Origin of the sequence: Vibrio sp. CB1-14 (assembly GCF_040412085.2) — a bacterium.
In the GTDB taxonomy this organism is placed as follows: domain Bacteria; phylum Pseudomonadota; class Gammaproteobacteria; order Enterobacterales; family Vibrionaceae; genus Vibrio; species Vibrio chaetopteri.
The window spans coordinates 1,075,718-1,097,202 of the sequence record NZ_CP115921.1; the positions used below are offsets into that span (position 1 = coordinate 1,075,718).

Annotated in this window: 19 protein-coding genes; 8 read left to right on the plus strand and 11 right to left on the minus strand. The window is 46.2% G+C overall.

The features are described 5' to 3' along the window. Positions 1 to 2 precede the first annotated feature (2 nt). A complete protein-coding gene (locus PG915_RS20675; protein WP_367357786.1) occupies positions 3 to 752 on the plus strand; it encodes a DUF1989 domain-containing protein in 750 nt (249 codons plus the stop codon). Between the two features lie 273 nt (positions 753 to 1,025). Here PG915_RS20675 and PG915_RS20680 read toward each other — a convergent pair whose 3' ends face one another. The 3 genes from PG915_RS20680 to PG915_RS20690 form a co-directional block, all read right to left on the minus strand. Continuing rightward, the gene (locus tag PG915_RS20680) at positions 1,026 to 2,255 is read right to left on the minus strand and encodes a DEAD/DEAH box helicase (RefSeq protein ID WP_353498886.1); all 1,230 of its coding nucleotides are present in this window, start codon (positions 2,253 to 2,255) and stop codon (positions 1,026 to 1,028) included. 156 nt (positions 2,256 to 2,411) lie between these two features. Further along, complete coding sequence (ggt, locus tag PG915_RS20685; protein ID WP_353498887.1) at positions 2,412 to 4,148, minus strand: gamma-glutamyltransferase; 1,737 nt, start codon at positions 4,146 to 4,148, stop codon at positions 2,412 to 2,414. Between the two features lie 148 nt (positions 4,149 to 4,296). After that, positions 4,297 to 5,073 (minus strand): sulfite exporter TauE/SafE family protein, encoded by a 777-nt coding sequence (locus tag PG915_RS20690; RefSeq protein ID WP_353498888.1) that lies wholly within the window; start codon positions 5,071 to 5,073, stop codon positions 4,297 to 4,299. Positions 5,074 to 5,299: 226 nt separating this feature from the next. Between PG915_RS20690 and PG915_RS20695 the strand changes: the two genes are divergently transcribed. Continuing rightward, positions 5,300 to 5,818, plus strand: a complete 519-nt coding sequence (locus tag PG915_RS20695) for a DUF2058 domain-containing protein (protein ID WP_353498889.1) — start codon at positions 5,300 to 5,302, stop codon at positions 5,816 to 5,818. 61 nt (positions 5,819 to 5,879) lie between these two features. Here PG915_RS20695 and PG915_RS20700 read toward each other — a convergent pair whose 3' ends face one another. Then, positions 5,880 to 6,602 carry a LytR/AlgR family response regulator transcription factor gene (locus PG915_RS20700; protein WP_353498890.1) on the minus strand — a complete coding sequence of 241 codons (723 nt, stop codon included), beginning with the start codon at positions 6,600 to 6,602 and terminating at the stop codon, positions 5,880 to 5,882. A gap of 10 nt (positions 6,603 to 6,612) precedes the next feature. Further along, the gene (locus PG915_RS20705; protein WP_353498891.1) at positions 6,613 to 7,689 is read right to left on the minus strand and encodes a sensor histidine kinase; all 1,077 of its coding nucleotides are present in this window, start codon (positions 7,687 to 7,689) and stop codon (positions 6,613 to 6,615) included. A 157-nt stretch (positions 7,690 to 7,846) separates the two neighbouring features. On the opposite strand from PG915_RS20705, the gene PG915_RS20710 reads away from it, so the two are divergent. From PG915_RS20710 to PG915_RS20735, 6 genes are all read left to right on the plus strand, one after another. Then, on the plus strand, positions 7,847 to 8,896 hold the full coding sequence (locus tag PG915_RS20710; RefSeq protein ID WP_353498892.1) for an efflux RND transporter periplasmic adaptor subunit: 1,050 nt from the start codon (positions 7,847 to 7,849) through the stop codon (positions 8,894 to 8,896). Then, positions 8,896 to 12,021, plus strand: coding sequence for an efflux RND transporter permease subunit (locus PG915_RS20715; RefSeq protein ID WP_353498893.1), 3,126 nt, complete (start codon positions 8,896 to 8,898; stop codon positions 12,019 to 12,021). The genes PG915_RS20710 and PG915_RS20715 overlap by 1 nt, the downstream gene beginning before the upstream one ends. A 90-nt stretch (positions 12,022 to 12,111) precedes the next feature. Then, positions 12,112 to 12,468, plus strand: coding sequence for a hypothetical protein (locus tag PG915_RS20720; RefSeq protein WP_353498894.1), 357 nt, complete (start codon positions 12,112 to 12,114; stop codon positions 12,466 to 12,468). A gap of 152 nt (positions 12,469 to 12,620) precedes the next feature. Further along, complete coding sequence (locus PG915_RS20725; protein ID WP_353498895.1) at positions 12,621 to 13,619, plus strand: phospholipase A; 999 nt, start codon at positions 12,621 to 12,623, stop codon at positions 13,617 to 13,619. A gap of 109 nt (positions 13,620 to 13,728) precedes the next feature. After that, positions 13,729 to 14,391: a DUF3313 family protein gene (locus PG915_RS20730; protein ID WP_353498896.1), complete on the plus strand. Its 663-nt coding sequence runs from the start codon at positions 13,729 to 13,731 to the stop codon at positions 14,389 to 14,391. Between the two features lie 12 nt (positions 14,392 to 14,403). Continuing rightward, positions 14,404 to 14,865: a hypothetical protein gene (locus tag PG915_RS20735; RefSeq protein ID WP_353498897.1), complete on the plus strand. Its 462-nt coding sequence runs from the start codon at positions 14,404 to 14,406 to the stop codon at positions 14,863 to 14,865. Positions 14,866 to 14,966: 101 nt separating this feature from the next. On the opposite strand, the gene PG915_RS20740 is transcribed toward PG915_RS20735, so the two are convergent. From PG915_RS20740 to PG915_RS20765, 6 genes are all read right to left on the minus strand, one after another. After that, positions 14,967 to 15,200 (minus strand): CG2 omega domain protein, encoded by a 234-nt coding sequence (locus PG915_RS20740; protein WP_353498898.1) that lies wholly within the window; start codon positions 15,198 to 15,200, stop codon positions 14,967 to 14,969. Positions 15,201 to 15,351: 151 nt separating this feature from the next. Further along, positions 15,352 to 15,498 (minus strand): hypothetical protein, encoded by a 147-nt coding sequence (locus tag PG915_RS20745; protein WP_353498899.1) that lies wholly within the window; start codon positions 15,496 to 15,498, stop codon positions 15,352 to 15,354. Between the two features lie 121 nt (positions 15,499 to 15,619). After that, the gene (locus tag PG915_RS20750; RefSeq protein ID WP_353498900.1) at positions 15,620 to 16,345 is read right to left on the minus strand and encodes an RluA family pseudouridine synthase; all 726 of its coding nucleotides are present in this window, start codon (positions 16,343 to 16,345) and stop codon (positions 15,620 to 15,622) included. Positions 16,346 to 16,519: 174 nt separating this feature from the next. Next, positions 16,520 to 17,440, minus strand: coding sequence for an agmatinase (speB, locus tag PG915_RS20755; protein WP_353498901.1), 921 nt, complete (start codon positions 17,438 to 17,440; stop codon positions 16,520 to 16,522). Further along, positions 17,441 to 19,351, minus strand: a complete 1,911-nt coding sequence (gene speA / locus PG915_RS20760) for an arginine decarboxylase (RefSeq protein ID WP_353498902.1) — start codon at positions 19,349 to 19,351, stop codon at positions 17,441 to 17,443. Between the two features lie 254 nt (positions 19,352 to 19,605). Next, complete coding sequence (locus PG915_RS20765; protein WP_353498903.1) at positions 19,606 to 21,396, minus strand: sigma-54-dependent Fis family transcriptional regulator; 1,791 nt, start codon at positions 21,394 to 21,396, stop codon at positions 19,606 to 19,608. Between the last annotated feature and the right edge of the window lie 89 nt (positions 21,397 to 21,485).

Sequence of the window (21,485 nt, forward strand, 5' to 3'; positions counted from 1 at the left end):
TGATGTCTAAAACAGTCACGAAGCAAAGCGGCATGTTGATGGGAACACCCATAGCCTCAAAATATCTTGAAATGACAGAAAAACGTGACCAGTTGCGTTCTGTCTCAAAGGGTTATATTGAGCGCCATAGCGGCAAAGCCTTTAAAGTCAGTAAAGGCCAAGTGTTTCGAATTATTCAATCTGATGGCCCGCAAATTGGTGATGTTTGGGTATTCAATCAGCATGACCGTACTGAGCACTTTATGGGGCATACGACGTTCCTATATGAAGGTGCGTATTTAGCCCAATACAGCCAATTGTGGTCTTGTATGCCAAATGTTCGTCCTATGGCAACAATGCTGGTGGAACACTCTGGTAACCCAACGCTACCAGAAAACTTTCATAACCACGTTGCCTTAGGTGGTCACTGTACCCAAGCGCAGTGGGAAATGTTAAGCGGTGTCAAAGGGCATAACAGTTGTCACGACAATGGTATTCAGGCCGTGTCTGAGTATGGTATGGGTGAGCAAGATATCATCCATGACAACTTTATGGTATTCCAGCCGAGCTTTATTCAAATGGATGGCAGTGGTGATAGCATGCCAAGCCAAAGTAATCCGGGTGACTACGTTGAATTTGTCGCAGATATGGATCTGTTGGTTGCGGTTTCAGCCTGTCCAGTTGGCGACTACTCGGTGCCGATGACTGAGCCTGAAAAAGTGAATGCAAAAGGGCTCGGTTATGAAATCCTAGAATGGTGTGAAGCGGATTAGTTGGTATTGCTCGATAAGCTCTAAATATGGCATCTTGCCCCACGCCGAGCGTCAACGCTCCCCCAAAAAAGTCATTCCCTTGGAAAAGGGAATCTCAGTCAGCGCGATCTGAATGTAACTAACGTGACTGTGCAGTTAGCTAAGCGCTTTAGGAGATCCTCACTATTGTGAGGATGACGAATTAACGGTGAGCTGGTATTCGCGATAAAACAAGAGGCCAAAGTCCAGAAGGTTGTTAACTTAAACTCTGGCACACCTTCGCTCCAAACCCATTTAAGAGCGCTTAGTTCTGCCCTGGAACTGTTTAATGCTCTTCTTTTTGTTGGTTCTGCGATTAGCTTGCTTATCTCTAGGAGCTCGCTTGCTTTCGCCAGACGAAGGCTGGTCGGTAACAGGAAAACCATCCAACTCTTGTAGCGCTAGTTCACGTTGAGTCACCTTTCTAATAGCGGTCAAATACTCTGTCTCACCGTGACACACTAAAGAGACCGCGATACCTTTTTGTCCTGCCCTTGCAGTGCGACCGATTCTATGTACATAGGTCTCTGCGCTTGAAGGTAACTCAAAGTTTATCACTACAGGTAATTGCTCTACATGAATACCGCGTGCAAGTAGGTCTGTGGCGATCAGCACGTTGATTTGTTGCTGTTTGAATTGCTCGAGAGTAGCTTCTCGCTCTGCCTGATCTTTGTTGCCATGCAGTGCAGCCGTGTTTAGCCCAGCTTTGTTTAACTTCTTACAAAGTGCATCAGCGTTGTCTTTGGCACCAATAAATACAAGTACCTGACGCCAGTTATGACGGCTGATTTGGTCAATCAGCGCTTTGGTTTTGTTTCCCTTATTAACGAGATAGAGTGTTTCATTTATCGATGGTTCTGCATCTTCCGTTTTCTTCGCTTCAATGAGTGCTGGTGAGTTAAGTAGTTCGTTGGCCTTGCTCTCTAGTAGCTTCGGGAAAGTAGCAGAGAACATCAGTGTTTGACGCTTTGCTGGCAGCATCTCGATGATGCGTTGGACATCCGTCCAGAATCCCATTTCTAACAGGCGATCGGCTTCATCAAGAACCAGTTTATTGATGTTGCTGGCCATTGGCGCGTTTTCAGTGAGTAGTTCAAGCAGGCGGCCTGGCGTTGCGACAATGACGCTTGGTTGTTTGGCAAGAGCCGCTTTTTGCTGTTCTTTATCCACTCCTCCGAAAATGCTGATTGATGTCAGCTTTGTATGCTGAGTTACCAGAGAGAGCGTGTTATTGACTTGTGAGGCAAGCTCGCGAGTAGGCACCAGTATAAGCGCCTGTGAGTGTGATGACACTGCGAGAAGTTGCTCCAACAGTGGTAAGCCATATGCCAGTGTTTTACCGCTTCCTGTCTTAGCGATGGCCAATACATCCTGCTGATTCAAAATCGCAGGAATAGTGAGTGTCTGAATTTCCGTTGCTGAGCGAAATGTATCGGGCAGCGCTGCTACCAATTTTTGGCTTAGAGAGAATTGAGAAAACGGCATAGTGTTGGTCTTAACCTTTGCTGTGCTAGTTGGGAAGCGGCGTGCACTTTACCACAGATAGTGATGAGTTTATCTGCCCAACATAATGGTCTCTTTGACATCTTTGCAGCTGCGCTACAAAAAAGGCTAAAAGCACCTGCTTTTAGCCTTCCCAAATTAATCGCCTAGTGAGGTCGAAGCCCTGCGTCTATCTGTTGCGCCATGTAGCATTCCATCTTTGACTTCAATGGCATTGAGGCCGCTCACAACAGGAATAACGTGTACCTTGTAGCCCATTTCAGCAAAGCTTGGCACCATAGATTCGGCGAAGGTGCGCTTTTCGACCAACAGGCCAGTCGGATTGTATGGCTTAGTGCGGTCAATTTTGGTGCCGTATTGGATGTTCGGCAGGTCAATCGCATCTTGAGCGGATAGGTCCCAATCAACAATGCCAACAATAGTTTTCAGTACATAACCCGGAATTTGCGAGCTACCAGGGCTGCCTACGACGAGACGCAGATTATCGTCTTTATCGAACACCATCAGCGGGGTAATGGCAGAGCGAGGACGTTTGCCTGCTTCAATGGCGTTTTGTACCGGTTTACCCTTTAGGCTTGGAACCGATGAAAAGTTGGCCATTTGAGCATTCAGCAAGACACCATCGACCATGACACCAGAGCCCATACCCGTGCCGACGGTACTGGTCATCGCGATGGCATTACCTTCGCTATCGACAATAGAAATGTGTCCAGTATCTTGGCTTTCAAAGCCTTCGTGTGCAGCAGGTGTCGCTACCTCGGGTAATCCTGGCTTAATGCTCTTGCTATCACCCGCGCCTTGTTCTGGGATCATGTCAAAGCGATCATCGATATAGTCTTTATCGAGCAATGCTTCAACGGGTGTATCTACATAGCTTGGGTCGCCGGCGTAGGCAATGCGGTCTTCTTTAGCAAGGCGCATTGCTTCAACCATCAGTCGCCAAGGTTCCGCTGTGGTGATTGGCATTGAAGCGATATCGTATTTTTCAAGCATGTCGAGAGACTGGGAGACCAATACACCACCAGAAGCAGGATAGCCGAACGAGACAATGTCATTGCCACGGTAGCTTGACTTAACGATGTCGCGCGTCTTCACACGATAGTTAGCAAAGTCAGTGAGAGAGAGTTTCGCTTGGTCTTTTTCGAGGCGAGCGTTGACCGTTTCGACAATGTGCTTTGCCAGTGCTCCTTGGTACAGATAATCAGCACCTTGTTCGGCGATGGCTTTAAGCGTTGTCGCCATGTTAGGGTTGGTCATGTTAGTGCCCGTTGGGCGGATGGTATCGCCTTCCCAGTAGAGCGCTTTTATTTCTGGATCATGGATAAGTCTGGTTTGTTCACGCACTACGATGTCATAGGTGTAGCTGTTCATCGAATAGCCGTTTTCAGCGTAATTGATAGCTGGCTGTACAAGCTGTTTCCAATCCAGTTTGCCGTGCTTTTCGTGAGTGTGCTGAAGAAGCTTAAGCGTACCTGGAACCGCTACGGAGCGAGGACCCAAAATGTCGTCGCGGCTAATCGCCTTACCATCTTTATCTAGAAACATGTCTGGAGTGGCACTGGAAGGCGCTTCATCACGGCCATCGTAAGCGGTAAAGGATTTAGCTTTGTTGTCGTAGTAGAGAGCAAAGGTGCCACCGCCAATACCCGTCATATCAGGCTCTACCACCGACATCACCAGTTGCATGGCGACCATCGCATCGACCGCATTACCGCCTTGTTTGAGAATGGAGTAGCCCGTGCTGGTCACATAGGGGTTGGTGGCACTGACCATAAAGGACTTGCCAGTGTCGTTGGGTTCAGTAGGAAACGGGTCAGGCTGCGCTATTACCGAGCATGAAACAAGCGTAGCGATCAACGCGATACGAAATGACATAAAAGCCTCTAAACGGTGTGTCATGGATACAAATAAAGATAGGTGCTATCAGTAACATATCCACTTGATGCTTGTTTAACCGTTAGGTCATAGCTTTGTTATCACTTGGTCAGAGCCTGATAAACCAGGTCTTGGTGATAGTTGCGCGTTATAAGTAAGTGTCGTAGAAGAAATAACAGGTAATAGCGATGGAGCTTAATGTGACAAAGCGTCGCACGTAGATCTGTGGTAGCTGTCGTGAAAGGTTAGCCGCAACATAACCGCCAGTGAGTGTTCCGAGCATCACAGCGATGCCTGAATACCAATCGATGAGGCCATTAAATACAAATAGCACGATGGCAATCGCCGACGCGCAGGTTGAGATAAGGAGTTTCAAGCCGTTCATCAAATTAATGTCTTTGTAACCAGCAACCGCGAGGTAGCTTAGGCCAATCACTCCAAGTCCAGCGTTAAAAAAGCCACCAAATACACCCACAAGGAACAAAAACAGCGCTAATCCAAACGCGACTAACCCACCAAGGTTACGATGGCTACTCGCCATTTGCAGCCGAGCATTAATACGATCGCCAAAAATGAACAGCACGGTGGCGAACAGTAATAGCCAAGGTATTGTGCTGACAAACTGTTGCTCCGACACAATAATCAGTAAGTAGCTGCCACTGATGCCTCCGGCGATACTGAGTAGCACCACCTTAAGTAAATTGCCGCGGTCTTTAAGCACTTCTCGGCGAAACGCATAGGTGCCACTCAAATAACCGGCACAGGCTGCGAACGTGTTAGTCGCGTTAGCGACAATTGGCGGGATACCGACCAACAGCAGCGTCGGAAAGGTAATAAAGCTGCCACCGCCGGCCACAGAATTGAGTACACCGCCGAAGACACCAGCAATAAACAGTAAAGCAATCTGTGATAGGTCAAGCAGCATAATCGGTAAAATCAATGAGATGGGGAGTGTTAGCCAACATAGCTCAAACCTAACTCATTCTCAAAACCAGCATTCCGAAGCGTGATCTCAGAGTCATCATCTGTTGATGTCTCTCGGTGGGTAATTGAGAGCTAAATCGTCGATATTCTCTTTGTTTGGGCTTGCTCTTGTCGGGCTTTCTTGGGATCATGCCCACAATTGTGAGAACAAATTAGGATTGCATTCCATGTCGAAACTAAGCCTTCAAGAGCAGATGCTAAAAGCGGGTCTGGTCAACGAGAAAAAACTGAAAAAAGCCAAGAAAGGTTCGAAAAAATCACGTGTTCAAGCGCGTGAAGCAAAAGCGGCCGTTGAAGAGAGTAAAGCGGCACAAAAAGAGCGCGATCAAGCGTTGAACAAGCAGCGTGATGAAGAAAAACTGAGCAAAGAAATCAAAGCTCAAGTGAAGCAACTGATTACTCTTAACACTATTGAACATGGCAACGGTGACATTAAATACAACTTCACTGATGGTACTTTGGTTAAGTCGTTATATGTTACTCAAGAAGTGCGTGACCAGCTAAGTAAAGGTCAGTTGTCTATTGCACGTCTAGAAGAAGGCTACGCGGTGATCCCAACCATCGTTGCGAAGAAAATCGCCGAGCGTGACCAAGAGACCATTATCGAAAACGACGTGAAAGAAGAAGTCGTTGAAGAAGATGACCCGTATGCACAATATGTGGTGCCAGACGATCTGATGTGGTAATACTCAAACGTTACGTTAAAGCCCAATCATTGTATTGGGCTTTTTATGGTTTTAAAGGCGGTTACTTCAAGTACTCATTCACCACAGCCACCTTCGCTCTAGCGACCGGTATCGCCTGACTCACTCCACTCAATGACAGCAGAGTATTTCTAGCCTCACGTTGGACTTGGGTTATCAAACCCACGTTGACGATAAAACTGCGATGTACTCGCAAAAATTGCTCTGTGCTCAACTCTTTTTCAAAGTTGGTCATGGTTTCTTCTGTGACTATCGTCTGTAACTGAAACTTTCTCTGTCCTGAGGCTGTTAGGTTAACTTGTTGGTAGCGGCCGATGCTTTCTATGTAGCTGATATCGTTCTCGGTGAGCCTGTAGGTTGTCTTGCCATCATGGACTAGAATTTCCAGTTCCAAAGAAGGTGATACCAGAGGTGGAAGGGCTTTAATCTTTTCAAGGCAGCGCTCAAGTCTGGTCTGGCGAACGGGTTTTAATAGATAGTCCACGACTTTGGTTTCAAATGCGCTCAACGCGTGCTCTGAATAAGCTGTCACATAAACGAGATGATAAGGTACATGCTCTGTGGCTTTGGCGACCATGAAACCATCCAGTCCTGGCATCTCTATATCCATAAATACGATGTCGGGTGTCTGCTGGCAAATTGCCTCAATCCCTTTTTGGGGATCGTTGTAGCTACCAACTACGTCAATCTCTTCAAATGCCGCAAGGCTACGTGCTAAAGCTTGAGTCGCTGCGGGCTCATCATCTATTAATAAGACTCGGTACACAGGTTTCTCCTTAAAAATCATGACGAATGGTGATTTGTGCGCAGCTAGTATCGTTGGAAAAACCCATTGAAAAATTGGCGTCGTCGTATTCTAAATTTAGGGTGTCAACAATATTACGGTGACCACTGCCAGCTTCAAATTTAGGCGTTGTGGTTTCTGGCCAACTGTTGCTAACAGCAATGCAAAGCTCCCCATCTGCATAGCGGGTTTTGACTTCAAGATGAATGGGGTTGATGGTCTTACTTATTGCATGCTTAATGACGTTTTCTACCAATGGCATGATCAGCATTGGCGGGATTTGCAGCGCTTGACTCTCTTCACTTACATCTATGGAGAAATGCAATCGCTCGGTAAATCGAGCTTTTTGGATCGCTAAATAGTGCTCAATCAGCTCTATCTCATCACTGAGTAATATTCGCTTCTTGTCGGAGATTGCAATCGTGCCTCTGAGTAAGTCACTGAGTTCGAAAATAAGCTCCTGAGCGAGTTCTGGACGTGCTGGGATCTCGCTGTGTAGCAGGTTCAGTGTGTTGAACAGAAAGTGCGGATTGGTTTGAATGCGCAGTAGAGAAATCTCAGACTCTTTTAATGACATCTCAAGCTCCAATGCTTTTTGTTTCAGCTGCCAACTGTGAACGACCATAGTGTAAATGGTCACTTGTAGTAATAGGTTCAAATGAGTAAGCAGCTTTAGCCGGACGAGTTGAAAGACGGTTACGGTGTCAAATGTTTGCGGCGCCGGGAGACCGCCGGAGGTAAAGGCGATAGCTAATGAAGCTAAAACCAAGTTGATCAAGATTTGATATGGCAGCTTGTGGCGATAGAGAGCACCAAATTTGGCATCAAATAGTCGTCGCAATAGCCAAAATAGTGCGCATATTGAAAATATGCCTGTGAGGGCACGAAAGACCATGTTCAAGGTCAGAGGCTCATCCAGCGCAATCATAACGTAGTACAGTGAAGAGTAGATAATCACAGAGTTGATGAGTGGCCATACGACCAGCAACAGCAAGTCCTGTCGTGAGAACGACAACTTGGATAACAGTGATTTTGAGAACAAAGACTTTAGGATTGGAGGTTTCAACATAGGCACTCTAGGAATAAGGTGCTGACAGTATAAGTGAAACGACGTTGTCTGTTGACCCGCTCATGACCGAAATAGACCCAATCGTACATTTTACCATTTTGCGATAAGCCCAGCCGATTACTATGGCTCGTAAATGTCGTTGTAATGGTTGAATGAAATGAGAACGCCACAAACTTATAAAAACGGACTGACTACCTTGATAGTCGCGCTAAGCCTATTTGGGTGTAGCAAAGATGAAGTGCCGGAAGCCACCTCTGCGCCAATCAAACCGGTGAAAACGTTGGTTGTAAATCAACAACAGCAACAGGTGAGGTACTTTACTGGGATTCTCGAGGCGAACAAAACCATCGATATGAACTTTCGAATCCAAGGTGAGTTAACAGACCTTCCTATCAAATCTGGTCAAAAAGTAGAAAAAGGGCAGTTATTGGCGCAACTAGATAGTAGCCAACAGCTGATTAACAAAAAATCGAGTGAGGCCTCTTTAAAACAAGCGAAAGCAGAGTACGAACGAGCACTGTCACTTATTAATAAAAAGGCAATCAGCCAAGCGAATTTAGATGCGTTGGAGTCGCAATATATTTCGTCCCAAGCCGCTTTTGAGCAAAGTGTAAAAGATGTTGAGTACACCTCTTTACTTGCTCCTTTTTCTGGTGTGGTGAGTCATCGTTATATTGATAACTTCTCTAAAGTCACTTCGTCGACCAAAATCCTTACGTTGCAGGATGTTGAACAATACAAAATCACCATCACGGTGCCACAATCACAGTTTGTGCAAACTCAAACAGCCGACGCCGTTAAACTCAGTGCAGAGATAGAAGGGTTCGCACAGTCATTCCCACTCAAAGTCGATGAGCTCAGTGTAAGTCAGCAAAGTAGCCAGCAGCTACACGTTACCTTAGTGATGCAGCCACCGTCTGAGCGCCGATTGTTTACTGGGACGTCAGTCAAAGTGAAAGCCGAAGCGTTTGGTCTCAGCAATGGAATGGTACTACCTAGTCATACTGTGCTTAGCGATGGCAACGGGCATTATGTGTTCGTAGTACATCCCACAACCCATCTACTCGAGAAGCGAACCGTGCGCGTAGATGGCGTCAGTGAGCAGGGCATCAATATTGTCGAAGGGCTATCGAACGGCGAGCGCGTCGTGATTGCCGGAGTGAGCCAAGTTCATGACGGGCAACAGGTAAGAGTGGAGGCGAAGTAATGTCGATGACTGCCTTTTCTCTAAACAACAGCCGTATCACGCTGCTTATTATTGCGGTGTTGACGTTTTTGGGTATCCAAGCCTACAACACCATCCCAGAAGCGTATGACCCTGGCTTTACAATTCGAAATGCTCAGGTCATCACCCAGTTTCCAGGTGCCAGTCCAAAACGGGTTGAAGATCTGGTCACCGATCCGCTTGAAAAAGCCGTGTTAGAGCTTGCTGAACTGGACTATGTTAAAAGCCAATCGAAAAACGGTGTGTCGATACTCACCGTTGCTATCAAAGAGGACTACTCTGACCTTCAGCCAATTTGGGATAAATTACGTCGTAAGATCGAACGTGCAGCGAGTACGCTACCTGAAGGGGTTGGAGCGCCTGTAGTCAACGATGAATTTGGCGATGTCTACGGCATTGTTCTTGCGATTCACGGTGAAGGCTTTTCTTATCGTGAGCTCAAGCAAACGGCGGAAGATCTTCGTAGTGGGCTGTTTTTACTCGACGTTGTGGCTAAGGTTGACCTTCATGGTGTGCAGCAAGAGCAAATCAAACTTAAATTCGATGCTAATGCGCTGACTGCCTATGATTTAACGCCTAATCAGCTCGCGGATATTTTGTCAAAACAGAATATCGTCTTGAGTGGGGGGAGTGTCGTCTTTGGGCAAGAACGCTTGCCAATAGAACCTAGTGGTAACTACAACACACCCGATGAGGTCAAAGGTACCTTAGTGACGCTACCATCAAGCGGTAAAACGGTAAGGTTAGACAGTTTAGTCACTCTCGAATCTGGTTACGAGTTTCCTATCAATAATCCCGTTTACTTCAATGGAAAACCTTCTGTTAACGTTGCGATTGCAATGGTCGAAACCGGTAATAATGTGCGTTTGGGCGAACAAGTCGACGCTTATGTAGAGCAGTTCACTCGTCAGTTACCGATTGGTCTTGAGATCAGCAAGGTCAATTTTGCGCCTAAGGAAGTAGAAGACAAGGTCAATCAATTTGTATCGAGTCTAGTGCAGTCGATGACGGTCGTTGGCTTAGTCATGTTTATTTTCTTGGGCTGGCGTACAGGTTTGATTGTCTCCTTGTTGGTGCCAGTTAGCATGCTACTGACCATTTTAGTGATGTCTCAAATCGGGGTCGGTCTAGATCAGATCTCTCTTGCTGCACTTATCATCGCACTTGGTATGTTGGTTGATAATGGCATTGTGATGTCAGAGAACATATTAGTTCGCATTAACCAAGGAGTGAGTAAAAAAACGGCAGCGATTGAGAGTGCCAATGAGCTTAAACTTCCTTTGTTGACGTCTTCCTTAACTACGTCCGCCGCTTTCTTGCCGATCTTCTTGGCAAAGTCGACCATGGGTGAGTATACGGGAGCACTGTTTGTGGTCGTGACGATTACGTTATTGACCTCTTGGCTATTAAGCTTGGTGATGATCCCATTGCTTTGTGTGCTGCTTTTAAAACCAACCAAACAGGTGAAGCAACAATCGCCTACTCAACTTGCTTGGTATGCCAATCTACTGACAACGCTTATTCGCTTTCGCTGGTTGACGGTTGTGGCGATGCTGGTGGCTACGGTGTTCACTTTTCATGCGATGAAGTGGTTACCGAACATTTTCTTCCCACCATCGGAGCGAGCTTTTTTCAAGATGGAAGTGACGATGCCAATGGGCACCTCCATTGAGCACAATCAAGCCATGGTTGCTGACATCGAGCAGTACTTATTAACCCTAAAAGCTAAGGACGCTTCGGATGGTAAACCTAGCATCACTGTGAGCGATGTGAATGATGAAGGTAGCAACAAGCTAGGGATCAAAAACACAGGTATCAAGAACCAAGGAATTAAAAACTGGTCTGTATACGTTGGTTATGGTGGCCCACGTTATGTTTTGCCGCACAGTTCTCGAACGTCGAGCCCAGAGTACTCATTCTGGATCATTAACACGCATGACTATCGTGATAACCCAGAATTGATGCAACGCATAGAGTCTTACGTCAATGAGCATCACCCAGATGCCATTGCCACCACAAGGCTTATCGAAAATGGTGCGGCAATTTTAAACCCGGTTGAAATCCGATTAAATGGATTGGATCAGGACAAGGTGTTTGCGATTACTCAAGAAATCAAGGCGAAACTCGCGAGCATTGATGGCCTTAAAGACATCAGTGATGACTGGGGGCAAAAAACCAAGACGATTCGTATTGTCATTGATCAACAAAAAGCGGCGCTCGCAGGTGTGAGTAACAGAGATATCGCGCTGAGTTTGCAGACCTCTTTGGTGGGTAAGACCTTGAGTGAGTTTCGTGACGGTATCTTGAGTATTCCTATCGTGCTCTCCAATGAAGAGCGAGAGGAACTCAATGTCGAGCAAATTTTGGCGCTGCCTATCTATACTCCTGCGGGAGATGTGACTCTCGCGCATATTGCTGACGTTGATATCGTATGGCAAAACGCCAAAATCTATCGTCGTAATAGTTATAAATCCGTCACCATTGGCGCTCAGTTGGGGCCTGGCTATACCGCGAGTGAAGGGTTGAATGCGATTTTACCTTGGCTAGAGGCAGAGTCTGGAAATTGGCCAAGCGGCGTGTTTTTTGAACTTGGTGGTGAATTTGAGAAGTCGGAAAAGTCGACGGGTAGTATCAGTGAGAACTTACCGTTGGCGCTGTTTGTCATTATTGGCTTGCTGGTGGCGCAGTTTAATTCATTTAGAAAGCCAATCATCATTCTCTCGACTATTCCGATCGCGTTTGTTGGTGTCGTAGCAGGCTTACTTATTGGTAAAAGTTTCTTTGGTTTTATGACCTTCTTAGGCGTGATATCGCTAGCAGGGATCGTGATTAATAACGCCATTGTTTTACTAGAGCAAGTAGACATTGAGATTGCGTCTGGCAAGCGAGCGATTGATGCATTGATTGCCGCGGGTAAGAGGCGTATGAAACCTATTCTTCTCACCACTTTGACGACCGTACTGGGCATGATACCGCTACTGATTACAGGTGGAGCGATGTGGCAGACGATGGCGATTGCCATTGTCGCGGGTCTGATTTTCTCTACTGTGCTGACGCTGATATTTGTACCTGTACTGTATAGCGTCTTCTATCGAGTGAAGATCTAACTAATGATTGTTAGAGAGCTAATGATAAAGGGAGGTTTGCTCCCTTTATCAACTTTCAAAAGTGGGCTTTAATTCTACAAGGATATTAAAATGAAAATACTGTTTACCTTATTCCTTACCCTATGGTCGATGATGACTTTTGCGGATTCGACAGTCATCGAAGGTCAGTGGTTGGCGGAAAACAAAACCACACACATTGAAATTAGCCAGTCTAAGCCGGGCCTTTGGCAAGGCATTGTGACTAAATCACCGTTACAACCTAAATTAGAAGGACAACAACTCTTATCCGAAATGATAGAAGTAGCGGATGGCTTTAAAGGAAAGGTGTACGCGATCAAGAAGGCGAAGCACTATGATGCAGACATATTTTTAGTGGATGACACATTGCAAATAGAGGTGAAAGCCGGGTTTTTCAAAAAAACCATGATTTGGACGCGCATCGATTAACTGGGTTGTACTGATACTTGCTTGATTTAGAGGGGGATGGGGAAATGACCCATTGACCCCCATTTTGTGCCCGTTGGTGCCCTAGTTTGTCGCGTTAAAGTAAAGAGAGGGGTAGTTTGATATTAAAATAATATCAATAGGATACGCTCCTCATGAAACGGACTTTGATTACGCTTTTTGCCCTGAGTCTTGCGAATAACGCTCATGGCGGAAAGACCGCAGACTGCCAACTTGAACGATTCCATTTGTTAGACGATGACACAACATTAGGTGAGGTTAGGCGCTATTGCAATGAAACCGGCTCGACGCCATCCATAGCAGCGCCAAATAAGTCCCAATCAGGGGCGATCAGTCAGCGTTTGAATCAGGAAAGAGAGGCCGAAAGTGGAGCCTTTGTTCTTACGCCTCATAGAATGAATTACATATTGCCAGTTTATACAACGTCGAGTTTGACCCCGCTTGAAAACCAAAGTTCGAGCGAAGTTTATCAGGGTCTCAAAACCGTCGAAACGCAATTTCAAATAAGCTTGAAATTTCCTCTAACGTTTGACTCACTCTTCGTACCAGGGGATAAAATTTATGGAGCATTTACGCTTGAGGCTTGGTGGCAGGTGTATGCTAAAGATATTTCCAGTCCCTTTCGAGAAACTAACTATCGGCCAGAGGTGTTCTACGCGATGCCACTTGACTGGCATCCCTTAGGCGGCAATACCGGAATGATGGTAGGTATTGAGCATCAATCCAATGGTCGTGCCGGCGTTCAGTCGCGTTCGTGGAATCGTATCTATCTGAATCTCGCTTATGAACGTGACCGAGTCGTGGCCTATATTCGCCCATGGTATCGACTACCGGAAGATCCGAAAGCGGATATCAATGATGCTCGTGGTGATGATAACCCAGATATTGAAGATTACGTTGGTCATGGTGAAATTGGCTTGGGTTACGATCTCGACAAGTACAAAGTGTCGATTTTCGGGCGAGGAAATGTCAAGACAGGCAAAGGTGCGATGACGCTCAATGTGACTACCCCGCTTTATGGCAAGTTGCGTGGCTATATCAAAGTATTTCATGGTTATGGGGATAGTTTAATCGATTATAACCATATTCAGACACGTCTTGGCATTGGGGTAACCCTCAATGACTTGTTCTAATGCGGACAGTTCATACCGGTTTAGTACCCATTCATTCTCTACAAACTCACTCAATAGTTTTACTGCGTTAGAGTAGCAAGCTCTTTGAATATCAAACATTGGAAGTAGGATGCGTACACTCATTATTATGGGCTTGATTGCGACACTCACGGCGTGCAGCGCTGTTTCTGAACGCTCTAAGCACAATGATTTCACTTATCAAGTTAATACAAACACAGACTCTTGGCGATATGTGTGGTTGCCGGCAGAGTATTCTGATCAAACATTACTCAAAGAGAAGTTCTCCACGTATTCCAATTTTTATATCGCACCAACACGATTGGAGGTTCAAGACTCTGAGTTTTCCGAACAGGAGTTGAGAGGTTTTGCCAACTACCTTGAGTTTGAAGCTCAAACGACGCTGGCCAACTATAAAACGCCGGCGTCTTCTCCTAAAGAAAATGGCCTGACCGTCCAGTTCGCAATCAGCAACGTTGCTACGCCAAATTCCATCCTTGCAACAACGAGTTCAGTGCTTCCGATTGGACTTGCGATTTCTTATGCGTCTCTGCTGACAACAGGGGAGCATACCAATGTAACGACGGCGAGGATTGAAGTTTTAATATCTGATAGTCAAACTAAAGAGCCGCTCTTCTCTGCGATTGACATCACTGCGGGTGAAAAAAGCCTAGATAATATCTTGGAGCCAGAAGAGGAAATTAAAAACATACTTAGAGGGTGGGTAAATAAACTGGAACAAACGTTGAACCAGATACCCGAAAACGCCAAATAAGGATCACTTATCATGTATTTTGACTTTAAATCTATACTCCCTAAGGTGATAGATAACAGCTATCAAGGGGTAAAGCTGAGCCAATATTTCTTTTATTGCCTTACTGCTATGACGTTATGGCGCAGTCAGCATCACTTATTGGCCGCAGATGGTGGCGCACAAAGTATTGCAACCATTCCATTAGACTCATTTAGTTCGGGGGCCGCGTCAACCATCGTTGGTATATTTGCTTTGTGGGGGCTTTCACAGCTGTTACTTGCCTTTATATATTTGTTGGTGGCTGCTCGATATAAAAGCCTTATTCCTTTGATGTTTGTTATCGCTATCGCAGAGTATGCTGGAAGGTTTGTGGTTGGTAGCTGGAAACCCGTTGTCACACTTGGTGATGCACCCGGAGGGCTTATCAATCTACCGTTAGTATTAGTTTGTCTGGTTGCGCTCTTGGGTTCCATTTATCGACGTGATAGCCGCTAGTTTAAGAAGCTGTCAAGTGGCGGTCATAGTTATTAACAATCGCCACTTCTTGTTTGCTCGCAACGCCTTGCGTTTATCATTTTGACGTTATTATCGGTTTTTCACTTTTTCTTTCCGTGCCCTTTCCCTGGGTTGTCCTTGCCATGAACACTTCGGTTCTCTTTGTTTTTGTTATGTTTATTATCACACTCTTCGGACTCAATTCGAACGCGATCTGATTCGTAGCTTACACAGTCTTCACTTAGCTCAAGGTGATCGCCTTTAATAGAGATACTTGCAAAGCTGATTGATACAGGAAGTAGCATGGCCGTTAGTATAAAGATAAGTTTGCGCATTGTATGGGTGTCTCATTGTGGTAACAATTGGATGAGGCGTAGTGTAGGGGAGATGCTCAGCGGAAATTTGTCATTTTGCGCCATCAGGCATAAGTGTTTGACTTCCATTCATTAATTAATGTTCAGAGGTGTCATATCTTATTTGTCTGAGCTAGTGGTGTACTCGTTGTCTTTTTTCAAAAATGGATGCTGTCAGGTTGTAGGTTAGAGCCGGGGCGACCAATCTAGGCTCTGGTAACTGGTGGTCGCGCTGCTCTCGCTTATCAACAAATTGCTGCTTTGTGGTTTGAGCTGCCATAAAGGCGTTGGCACCTTTTTCTTCACCGATGGTCGTCTTATGGACTCAGCGCTTCCTCCAGGGAAGTCGGCTCGACCAGTGCGTTGTTGACCTTATCGGGCGATGGTTTACGCCGATTTTGCTAAAAAGGATTAGGACTATGGCCGTGGATGCGCTCGCCAGTGGATGGGTGGTTAAAGTAAATGTCGCTGGCATGTAGCATTAAGCGCTGTGAGCCGTTATTTAGTTGATGGCTGTTATAAAGATCGCATCCTAGAATAGGGTGGCCGAACTCAAGGCTATGGATCCGCAATTGATGTGTGCGACCGGTGATGGGAGAGTATTGCACTAACGTTCTGAGTGGGTTGTCTAGGCGGCGAATGATCTGGTAGTCACTGAGGGCTTGTTTTCCTGTATGGTGGCAAATTTTGACGCGAGGAAATAGAGCTTTATCTTTAGCTATCGGAGCGGATATCTGGCCGCTATCTGCTTCAACCCATCCCGCTAGCATCGCGAGGTAGCGCTTTTGCACAGTCTGATCTTGAAATTGCTGATTAAGAGATTTTGATGCAGTGTCGTTGAGCCCAATAACCATCACGCCAGAAGTCCCAAAATCGAGCCGATGTGGCAATTTTGCCCCTGTAAAAGCAGGGGTTTCATTTTGAGTTTGGGTTGCGCTTTGACCATTTACTAGTCGATAGTGCACCGAATCCCAATTAAGTGGATTTTTACCGGATAAACTTAACAACCCGCTCGGTTTATTGATGAGTAAAACATCATCATCTTGATAGAGGATTTCTACATTAGTCTGACATTTTGGTGCCACAAAGTTATCGATGATTTCATTAGCAGGGTCAGATTTAGACATACAGTAGGAGTCCTGATGCAATAACAGAGAAGGCACACGAGCCAAAGAACCGTGGAGCTTACCACTAGTTTACGAGCAAGACGACTGTAGGCTGACATCAATTTGCTTAAGGTGAATCAACAAGGGCGCAGTGTTAAAAAAGCAGTGAGGCTGAATGCCCCACTGTGTTAGTTTCTATTCCTTGTTTTCCTTACTTGCCCATACATAAAGTAGCTCAAGTGCGATGGTTGCTCCTGCTAGTGCAGTAAGATCGCTTTGGTCGTAAGGAGGTGACACTTCTACCACATCCATACCCACGACGTTGATACCTGCTAGACCGCGGATGATTTTCAGAACTTTGTCCGAGTTCAAACCGCCACAAACCGGAGTACCTGTACCAGGAGCAAACGCTGGATCTAAACAGTCAATATCAAAGGTGATATACACGGGCTTATCGCCAATGATGCTGCGGATCTGAGTCACAATTTCTTCTGCGCTTTGATCGTTCGCTTGCATGGCGTTGATCACGTTAAAGCCGTGGTCGTCGTATTCAGTACGAATACCAATTTGCACGGAGTGCTTAGCAGAAATAAGACCTTCTTTTGGTGCATGGTAAAACATAGTACCGTGGTCGTAGTTACTGCCGTTTGAGTACGTGTCTGTGTGAGCATCGAAGTGAATCAATGCCATCTCACCATGATGTTTAGCGTAAGCGCGCAAAATAGGTAGAGTGATGAAGTGATCACCCCCTAAAGCAAGCATGGTTTTACCGCTTTTTAGAATCTCGCTCGTCGCTGCTTCCAAACGGTAAGTGAAGTCTTCAGCATCACCGGTATCGAACACCAAGTCACCAGAGTCAATCACTTTGGTCTTGTCGAAAACGTTGAAATCCCATGGGAATTTCTTGCCTTCCCAAGCTAGGTTAACCGAAGCGCGGCGAATCGCGTCTGGCCCCATGCGAGCGCCAGGGCGACCGGAAGTCGCCATGTCTAGAGGTACACCAAAAACCACCACGTCTGCGTCCGCAGATACTGGGTTTTTCACGTAAGGTCGACGCAAGAAGGTCATTGCGTTCGAATACAGTGAATAATCAGTTTTAGTAAACAAATCATTCATTTAAAAATCCTCTAAATAGGTGTAGCCAGTTAAGCCGCACTCTAGTTCTTCTAAAATAAGCGCTTGTTCGTCAGCCGCTATGTGGCGTTCAACCAGCTCTTTGTAGTTCTTTTTAATCGCGTCTACGTCGATGTGAACGTAGCGCATCATGTCTTCAACAGTGTCACCCACGTCGATGGCGGTAAATTCAAACTCGCCTTCGTCAGTAACGTTAACAACGGCACTGTGTGTATCGCCAAACAGGTTGTGCATGTCACCAAGGATCTCTTGGTACGCACCAACAAGGAAAAAGCCCATTAGGTAGGGTTCATCTTTGTTCCAAGCAGGTACTGGTAGCGTAGATTCAATACCTTGGCCATCAACATATTGCTTAACGGTACCATCAGAGTCACAGGTAATATCAAGCATGATCGCGCGCGTTTGCTCTTCACCACCGAGACCCGATAGTGGTAATACTGGGAATACCTGTTCAATACCCCAAGCGTCTGGCATCGACTGGAATAGAGAGAAGTTCACAAAAAACTTGTCTGCTAATCGTTCGTTAAGCTCATCAATAATCGGTCTGTGGAAGCGATTCTTGTTGTCCATTTGGCGATGTAATTCACCGTAAATGCTTAGACTGAGCTGCTCTACCCAGGCACGCTGATGCAGATCAACTACACCAGATGCAAACAAGGTGTGTGCTTCTGTTAGATCGCTTTGTGTATCGTTGTAAATCTCGATGACAGCGCGAGCATCAGTGCCGCCTTTTAGGCTCTGCCAGTTTTGCCACATATTTTGAAGCAGAGGATGAGCCTCTTCTGCTGGAGCGTCAACAGACTGAACATTATAGCTTTCTGTGCCAATCACATTGGTGATCAGTACCGCGTGGTGCGCGGTTAGCGAGCGACCGGACTCAGAAATAATTACCGGTGCGGTTTCTTCGTAGAGCGCACATACGTCGCCAACGGTACTCACGATGTTACGAGCGTACTCGGCAAGTCCGTAGTTCATAGAACTGCTCGACTGACTGCGCGTACCGTCATAATCGACCGCTAGACCACCGCCTACATCGAAATAGGAGATAGGTACAGACATCTTGCGAAGTTCACAGTAGAAGCGAGCCGCTTCGTTTACCCCATTTCGCACATCGCGAATGTTGGCCATCTGCGAGCCTAAATGGAAATGCACAAGTTGCAGCATATCCAATTGGTCTTGCGCTTTTAGGCGGTCGACAACTTGCAGTACTTGAGAGGCAGACAAGCCGAATTTAGATTTGTCACCACCACTAGATTGCCATTTACCCGCACCTTGAGAGGCTAGGCGTATACGCAAACCCACTCGTGGTTTTACGTTAAGTGCTGCTGCTTCTTTTAGTACGATATCAAGTTCAGAGAGCTTCTCGAGTACGATGAAAACTTTGTGCCCCAGCTTTTCGCCAATCAGTGCCAAACGCACATATTCACGGTCTTTGTAGCCGTTGCAAACGATCACAGAGCTGGCACGTTGTGCCATCGCAAGGACGGCCATCAATTCTGGTTTACTGCCTGCTTCTAGACCAAGCTGCTTGGTTTCTGCTTCCGCTTGGCTCTCTAGGATTTGCTCAACCACATCTTTTTGTTGGTTTACTTTAATTGGGTAGACCAACAAGTACTGGTTCTGGTAACCGTAATCTTGAATAGCTTGGTTGAAAGCATCACAGATACCATGAACGCGTTGGTGGATGATTTGTGGAAAGCGTACCAATGCCGGTAGCGTCAGCCCTTTATCTTCCAGAGCTTTAGCAATTTTGGTTAGTGGTACTTGGTGCTGTCCATTTTTATGTGGAGAAACAATGACATCCCCTTCGTCATTGATTCCGAAGAAATTTTGGCTCCAGTATTGGACGTTATAATCCGCACGTACGCGGTCAAGCTTTGAAGTCGTTGTCACAGCGTGTCTCACTTATCATGTGTTCAGGCTGTCGCTCATCTCTATACTTGCTTAAGGTATATGATTCGAATTGTTGCTCGATTTGATGATTGAGAAGAAGCATTTACCTGAAAAATCAAACCTCGTGATGATCTTCCATGATGCTCACGAATAGGATCTTGAGTGCTTATTGTTGTGGAGCGCTTACTCAAGATTTGTGCGCATTAACGGACAAATCATCCCTCATGTCTAACAAAAGATATTTGTCATTACGATTACGGTTGGTTGTAGCCGAGTTTTTTCAGTTTTCGGTAGATGGTGTTGCGACTAATACCGAGTAATCGTGACGTCTGGCTGACGTTACCTTTGGTTTTATTAAAGGTCGCGATCAGTGTTTGATCCAGTGTAGAACGTAAGTTTTGTTTGTTGGTGTCGTCTGCCGTTTTTAACGCAAACCATTTTTGGTGGAGGCTAGTTGGGATAGATGCGGGTGTGATTATCTCTTCATCACACAGCGCTGCCAGCAAACGGCACGCGGAGACGATTTCTCGAATGTTTCCAGGCCATTGATAGTGAATCATGGCATCCAATAGAGAAGGGGAAAGGGTTTGCTTTGGTGCTTCACGGTGAAACAGCTGGCAGATAAGCGCGTCGAGATCGTCACGCTCTCTTGCTGGTGGCAAGGTAATGGTTAACCCTTCAAGTCGATACCAGAGATCTTCACGAAACTCACCGCTGGCAACCTGCTGCGGTAGGTTAGCATGTGTGGCGGCAATCACGTAAACATCAACAGGGTAGGTTTTTGGAGAGCCGACGGGAGAGACCACTTTATCTTGTAGAACATGCAACAGACGAGATTGCGCAGACAGTGGCAGATCGCCTATCTCATCGAGAAACAGTATGCCGCCATTGGCTTGGCGAAACTTGCCTTCAAAGCCTTTATTATTGGCTCCAGTGAAGGCTCCAGGGGCGTAGCCAAACAGCTCCGACTCAATCAAATCTTTAGGAAGCGCACCACAATTGATAGAGATAAGGGGCTTGTCTGCCAAGTCACTTTGCTGATGCAGCGCTTTAACCAGTTCATTTTTCCCGCAGCCAGTTTCACCGCCAATGACTAAGCTAATTCGCTTGTCCATGACTTTGGCCGCTTGTGTCCATAACTGCTCAATATTGCTGTCTCCGAAGTGAAGCGGGCAGGGACGCGGTTTGTTCGGAGAGCTCACGATGCTGCTTAATGGAATCTTTGCTTTGCCGCGCACCGCTTCAACCTGATAGTAAAACTGCGCGGTTTTACTTATTTGGTTCATGGTCAGCGATCCGATGACACTATCGATGGCATCTCCAGGTTGGATTTGGTTGGCAAGAACACTTGATGCGATAGCGTTTTGCGCCAGTACTTGGCCGTTTTTATCGGTGACGACAATACCTTGCCAGCCGCTGTCCAGTACGGAACGGTCATGACCGATACGAATACGCAGAGCGGCGTCTGGAATATGATTGAGTAGCTCACTCTCGACTTTTTGCACCATAGATTGAATGAGTACTTGAGTCGCATCGTTATGAGTTTGGTATTCGCTAGTGACATCGAGCACCGCAAGCAAACTGCCGTCGGGAGCAAAAATGGGGCTGGCGGTACAACTGATAAATTGGTGGTCACGAATGAAATGTTCGCCGCCGATAACCGAAATAGGGCGCTTTTCTATTAATGCCGTACCAATGGCGTTGGTACCTTTGAGCTTTTCATCCCAGACCACCCCTTGGTCGAGGGCAATTTCGGTAAGTTTTTCGCGAAAGCGTTTTTGTCCCCATGTTTTAATAATGGCGCCTTGAGTATCGGCGAGGATCAGACGACTGTCGGTACGGGAGAATATTTGACAAAACAACGGATAGGCATGCTGTTCAACTACTTGGATGAGTGACTGGTGCTGCTCGGCGCGTGACTTGATTTCTTCGCCATCGATGCGTCGGTCGTCGGGCTGCTTTCGACTGCTTAAACCTGCGAGTACGCTGCGTCGCCAAGAGTCTTTTAACCAAGTTTTGTTGTTTTGTATCTGAGTAACTAACATAACGTTCCCGAATGTGAGTGTTCCAGTTTCTCTGCCGATAAGACCGACGGTTCTCTTTCGATTATTCTTCGCTGTTCAATGGCTTGTAG